This window comes from Kamptonema sp. PCC 6506 (genome assembly GCF_000180455.1).
Taxonomy (GTDB): domain Bacteria; phylum Cyanobacteriota; class Cyanobacteriia; order Cyanobacteriales; family Microcoleaceae; genus Kamptonema; species Kamptonema formosum.
The window spans coordinates 1-5639 of sequence record NZ_CACA01000020.1 but is presented as its reverse complement, the minus strand read 5'-3'; the positions used below and the strand labels follow the sequence as shown (position 1 = coordinate 5639).

The following is a 5639-nucleotide window of genomic DNA, read 5'->3' as shown; positions in this document are numbered from 1 at the left end:
TCTCTCTTACCCTAGCCCCTAGCCCCTAGCCCCTAACCGCAAAAAAAATACTCGTACCCTGACCTAATAGAAATTTGAGAAGTTGACTACCAGCAGGCTAGAGTTTGCGAGTACATCCTTAATTGCTAATCCAAAATCCAGGTTGATACCAATATAGTTGGTAAATAGTAAGATTGCTCTACTGTCATTGAGGCTTTCTGGAATCTATGAGTCGATCGCCCCAAAACACAACCAATCGGACTAGAGATCGTGTCACTACCTGGTTGAACGACTCTAAGTCTATGGAACCCCTTGTAGAAGCTATGCTGACATGGTTCGAGGTGCTGGGCTATACCGTTTTGCTTCAATCAGATATTGTCTCAGGACGACATCAGGGGATTTTGCGAAGTTATTGCAATAGCATACTGGGCGATCGCTTTCGTCAGGCAATGCAGCGCATTAATCCAACGGTTACACCTCAGCAGATTGAGTCTCTCCTCCATCAGCTCACAACAACTCGCAGCCGGCCAATGCTGCAACAAAACCGTCAATGGCATTTGCAATTATTGAATGGTATTCAAGTTGAGTCTTCAGTAACCGAGTCTGGTACACCCCTTACCTTAGAACTGATAGATTTCTCCAATTTACTTAACAACGACTGGTTAGTAATCCACTCTTTTCCTGTGATTGAGGGAGATTATCAACATTGTCTGGATCTAATTATCTTTATCAACGGATTACCCTTAGCAGTCTTTCATGGTCTGCATGGCGGGGATGAATCATGGTCAATCCGCACTGCTTATTTACAGCTTCAAGATTATAAAGAACACCTGCCCAAGTTTTTCGCATTTAATGAGTTGTTAGTGCTTTCTAATGGTGTGCAGTCTCGGATCGGCACACTCACAAATTCATGGAAACAATTGATTACAATTAACTCGGTTAACGGAGAAGATAGCTCTTTTGCAGGGCAGACCGAGATAGAAAAATTAATTCAAGGTGTTTTCGATAAGCGGCGTTTCTTTGAGATCGTTCAGTATTTTATTGTCTTTCGACAGACCAAGACAATGTTAACCAAAAAGCTAATTTCTCATTCATTTTGTACTATTACTACCCCTAAATACTTGGAGATAAATTGTGAAGACAGGACTCTTTTGCACCTACGAAAATCACTATCAGGATGCCCAGCGAGCAATCGTCGAACAGAATGCGTTGGTGCTCCATGCCGAAGCCTTGGGTTTTGAGGAAGCGTGGATTACAGAACATCACTTTAGCGATTTTCATATTAACCCGTCGATTACGGTATTGATGGCATATCTAGCAGGAGTGACATCCCGGATTAAACTTGGATCTGCTGCTGTTTTGCTGGCATTTCATAACCCCGTGACAGTGGCAGAAGAAATCGCTACCCTAGATCATTTGTGTAATGGCAGATTGTTATTAGGAGTAGCAAAAGGTGGCCCGTTTCCAGAGCAAAATCAACATTTTGGCATTGCCATGAGCGAATCTCGCCACCGGATGTTAGAAGCCTTGGAGTTGGTTGATAAGTTGCTGTACGGGAGGGAGGTTTCGTTTGCGGGAAAGTATTATCAATGCGATCGCTTAACTATCCATCCCAAACCGTTACAGTCTCCGATTCCAGTTTATCTAGCAACGAGCGATCGAGATGCGATTGAGCAAGCAGCATTACATTCCTTTGGTTTGATGGGAGGCGCACCCTTTTCTCTCGATCGATTGAAGACAAATCTAGCTCACTATCGCGCCATTAATTCCAATGGTGCTGAAAAGTTAGTGCTCTCTCGTTTCTTTTTTGTCAGTCGCACCGATGAGGAAGCAATTGAAGAAGCTTTACCATTTATTCGCTCTTTTGTAACTAGGATGACAAAAAATGTTGCCAGTCTAAAACATGATGGCAATACCCAGCATCTCAAACCATCTGCCAATCAACAAACTTGCTTTGATGAAACCTATTTGTTGGAGAACTCAATTATCGGCAGTGTCGCCACCTGTCGCGACAAAATTAAACGATTTCAGGATGAATTAAATTTAGGTACATTGGCATTGAAGCCTTGCTCCTTTGATTTGCAAAAGAATCTCACTAGCTTGACTTGCTATGCAGAACAAATTTGTAGGGGCTAGGGGCTAGAGGCTAGGGGCTAGGGGAAGAAGAAAGGGATACGATGCTCCGATGCTCAGGTAAGAGGGAAGAAGAATTGAGTTATAGCGATCGCTAATACCAATTCTCCAAATTATTGATACAGTCAACCTCCTGCCTTTTCCCCTAGCTTCCTGCTATATATTACGGGATTCGGTATTTATAAAGCAAATAAACATTATGGAGCTAAAGCAAGTATAATAAGTACGTTAACCCAAACAGTTGCGAACAGGCAAAACAATGAATTATTGAGGGTCTGGGATGGCTTTTCATCCCGGCATTTTTGATAATCCAAAACCTATGTTTATGCCTGCCGTATAAGTTTGTAATTTAGGAGAAAGTGAATGAAATTTAGTGCTCGTAATACTTTGAAGGGAATAGTGAAGTCTGTGGTGACAGGCACGGTAAACGATGAAGTGACAGTCGAATTGTCTCCTGGTGTGGAAGTTACAGCCGTTATTACCAAAACCTCGGCTGAAAATCTAGGACTGGCAGCCGGTAAGGAAGTATACGCAGTGATCAAAGCATCGGATGTCATAATCGCCATCGATTAGATCGTCTATAATCATCCGATCGCGACAAAGGCTTTTAATAACCTCCGGTCAGAATCTACTTAACTTGACCGGAGGTTTATTTTCCTCTCTTCCCTAGCCCCTTCTTTTCAGACTTGACTTAGCTTGACCGGAAGTTTATTTTCCTCTCTTCCCTAGCCCCTAGCCCCTAGCCCCTAGCCCCTTCTTTAAAGACTATTTAGCAATACCAAAGCCGTATTTCTTAAAGACAGGTTGAGCTTTCTGACTGGTGAGAAATTGGGCGTAGGCACGGGCAGTTGACTGATTTTTACTAGCTTTAATGACTGCCATTGGATAAACAATTGGAGAGTGCAAATTACTAGCAGCAGTTGCCACTTGTTTTACTTTGTTTGAAATTCTGGCATCGGTGGCATAGACAACTCCTGCATCGGCGTTACCACTTTCAACAGTTCCTAAAACGTTGCGAACCGAGTTGCCATAGACAAATTTAGACTTTAGTCGATCTAAAATTCCCAGATTTTTAAACACTTCTTCTGCGTATTGTCCAGCCGGAACGCTGCGCGGTTCTCCTACCGAAATTCTTTTGACGTTGGAGTTGGTTAATTGCTTGAAGCTTGTTAGTCCTAGCGTGGAGTTACTCGGCACTACCAACACCAGACTGTTAGTGAGTATGTTGCGACGAGTATCGGTGAGAATCAGATTTTTCTGCTGCAAAGCATCCATTTGTCGAGTTGCAGCCGCAATGAATAAATCGATGGGTGCGCCCTGCTCAATTTGTTGCTGAAGGGGCCCGGATGCCGCAAAGTTGTAGTTGACTGCAATCCCTGGGTTGGCAGATTTAAAGAGTGGATCGACTTCTTTAAGGGTTTCTTGCAAACTAGCTGCGGCGGCAATTAGAAGCGTAGGAGATTGAGCGTTGACTGGAACGGGCATGACTGCCTTGAAGCCGATTCCCAGTAGAGCTGCCAGTAATCCGCTTACAAAGGCGAGAATAAGTTTTCGTTTCATAGAACTTGAGTTGAGAAATTTGGGTTGGTATAGTTGGCTCAAAGCGATCGGACGACCGATTTACCGCTAGAATGATATTCAACTCCCAATCATACCAACATTATACCAACTTATTTGGTATTCTACGATGCCAAGAAAAGAGCAAGGCTGGATTACTTTCCAATCCTCCGATGAAGAGCGGCAAATTCTCGAACAGATTTGTCAACAGACCCAGCGGACAAAAACAGAAATTTTGCGAGAAATGATTCGACAGATGGGGCAATCGTCCTCCTCTGCCGAACTTAATGTCAACTCCATAGAATTTTCTGAGGATTTAGAGGAGGAAGGAGAAGAAGGGATACCTTCGGCAAGCTTTGGTAACGGCTCGATGAGTACAGTAGGATTACAGGCGCTACAAATCAGTGCCCGCAACGTTTTGAGAGCCAAAGTGAAACGCATTGTCAAAGGTACAGTGAATGCGGAAGTTACCCTGGCGATCGCACCATCAGTAGAGTTAGTGTCAATTGTCACTCGTACATCCGCCGACAAACTGGGATTAAAGAAAGGGAAAGAAGTCTTTGCGGTGATTAAATCCAGTAGTGTAACGATCGCAGCAGGGTGAGAACCAGAAGTTTTGGTTGCAGGCAAAAGAATCTCACAATTAATATTACAAATATTTTATAATATTAGCTTAATAATAACTCTAGTGAGTTAGTGAAGTCAAATATTTGACCGGGTATGTATAGAGTTGACATTGAGTATTACGTAAATTCTCGGAGGGGCAATAGCGCCTATTCAATCTCAGAAATTTTAGCTATTTTATTATAAGTAAGTAGGCATAGTTAAAGGTAGAATCGGGGAAGAGGAGCGCCGAGATTGTTCGCAACTATTTCTATGCCTGACTTGTAGGGGTGAAAAGCTAGCACAATTCAGCGGGGGATAGCCTGCGCTAGAATAATATTTATTTTATTTGCGGCCACCTAATTATAAACAGGGTTTGCCTATTAGCCGTAGAGTACAATTCTGCGGCCTACAGGCTAAAACATTTTAAATAACGGCTTTGCCATCATGATAAATTCTCAGGGAAATCAAGACTTTGCTAGAGCTCACTCGCGGATGGCAAAGCCTTTGACATTGCATCTACACGCAGGGCAAGAACCAGTATTACTTCAAAAATTTATGGGTCGTCTCATGCAGAACCAGACCGATCCTGCTCAACTGGGGCAGCAAATTTCCCAAATTCTTCTGGCGAACCTAGTTCCAGAAACAGTGCTGCCAAAAATAGCAGAGGTATTGGGGGCTGCTTGCCAGGGGGACTGTTGTCTGGTTGCTGCCCTCAAGAGCGATCGCGCAGAGATTCAGACGGGTTATTGGGAAATGGATCGGACTGTCGATTCTACTGAGATTTCCCAATTGCCCAAAATAACTCCAGTTAACAAATTCTTAGTATCGCTGACTGAGCGTCCTGCTTTTGGCAAAATGCTCCTGGGCGGGCGTTCTGTGGCAATTGCTGACATTCAGACCAGGGAAGTGAGTAGTACCTTGGATATAGAAGGAGAATCGCTTCCTTTTCGGGGGATGTTGGCGATCGCCACTCGCTTAGGAGGGGTCATCAACGGAACGATCGTTATCGGTTCCGTACAGCCTCGCGTGTGGTCAGTCTTAGATTTAGAGCGCCTAGAAGCCATAGCGACAATGGCTGCGATCGCCATCTCTCAACTTGAAAAAACTCAACAGATTACCACTCTACAGCAAGCAGTCCACCGTCAATCCCAATACCAAACTCTGCTCAGTTGGTTGACCTGCATAATTGACACCCCTCTAGAACTCAACCAGATTCTACAACTAGCGATCGAGGGTACTGCCGATACCCTGCAAGTAGATCGCGGCTCGATCGCCCTGCTGAAATACACAGATCCCCTATTTAAAACTCACTCCCCCAACCAAATTCCCAAAGCTAAAGTCACAATCGTCTGCGAGTGGTCTAA

At 44.0% G+C, this 5639-nt stretch carries 6 protein-coding genes; 5 read left to right on the top strand and 1 reads right to left on the bottom strand.

Going from position 1 to position 5639, the window contains the following annotated elements; all coding sequences use genetic code 11:
* Window positions 1–281 precede the first annotated feature (281 nt).
* From OSCI_RS01085 to OSCI_RS01075, 3 genes are all read left to right on the top strand, one after another.
* Window positions 282–1220, top strand: coding sequence for a type I restriction endonuclease (locus OSCI_RS01085; RefSeq protein ID WP_007352983.1), 939 nt, complete (start codon window positions 282–284; stop codon window positions 1218–1220).
* Window positions 1114–2115 (top strand): LLM class flavin-dependent oxidoreductase, encoded by a 1002-nt coding sequence (locus OSCI_RS01080; RefSeq protein ID WP_007352982.1) that lies wholly within the window; start codon window positions 1114–1116, stop codon window positions 2113–2115. Before OSCI_RS01085 ends, OSCI_RS01080 begins: the two co-directional genes overlap by 107 nt.
* A 360-nt stretch (window positions 2116–2475) precedes the next feature.
* Window positions 2476–2685, top strand: a complete 210-nt coding sequence (locus OSCI_RS01075) for a TOBE domain-containing protein (protein WP_007352981.1) — start codon at window positions 2476–2478, stop codon at window positions 2683–2685.
* Window positions 2686–2877: 192 nt separating this feature from the next.
* On the opposite strand, the gene modA is transcribed toward OSCI_RS01075, so the two are convergent.
* A complete protein-coding gene (gene modA, locus OSCI_RS01070; RefSeq protein ID WP_007352980.1) occupies window positions 2878–3672 on the bottom strand; it encodes a molybdate ABC transporter substrate-binding protein in 795 nt (264 codons plus the stop codon).
* Between the two features lie 127 nt (window positions 3673–3799).
* On the opposite strand from modA, the gene OSCI_RS32195 reads away from it, so the two are divergent.
* Both OSCI_RS32195 and OSCI_RS01060 read left to right on the top strand, forming a co-directional pair.
* The gene (locus tag OSCI_RS32195; RefSeq protein ID WP_007352979.1) at window positions 3800–4273 is read left to right on the top strand and encodes a TOBE domain-containing protein; all 474 of its coding nucleotides are present in this window, start codon (window positions 3800–3802) and stop codon (window positions 4271–4273) included.
* A gap of 446 nt (window positions 4274–4719) precedes the next feature.
* On the top strand, window positions 4720–5639 hold a 920-nt coding region (locus OSCI_RS01060; RefSeq protein ID WP_039961477.1), incomplete at its 3' end, for a GAF domain-containing protein.

Excerpts from the sequence above, each read along its gene's own strand:
- OSCI_RS01085 (WP_007352983.1), top strand. The coding sequence starts at position 282 with ATGGAACCCCTTGTAGAAGCTATGCTGACATGGTTCGAGGTGCTGGGC.
- OSCI_RS01075 (WP_007352981.1), top strand. The coding sequence starts at position 2,476 with ATGAAATTTAGTGCTCGTAATACTTTGAAGGGAATAGTGAAGTCTGTG.
- modA (WP_007352980.1), bottom strand. The coding sequence starts at position 3,672 with ATGAAACGAAAACTTATTCTCGCCTTTGTAAGCGGATTACTGGCAGCT.
- OSCI_RS32195 (WP_007352979.1), top strand. The coding sequence starts at position 3,800 with ATGCCAAGAAAAGAGCAAGGCTGGATTACTTTCCAATCCTCCGATGAA.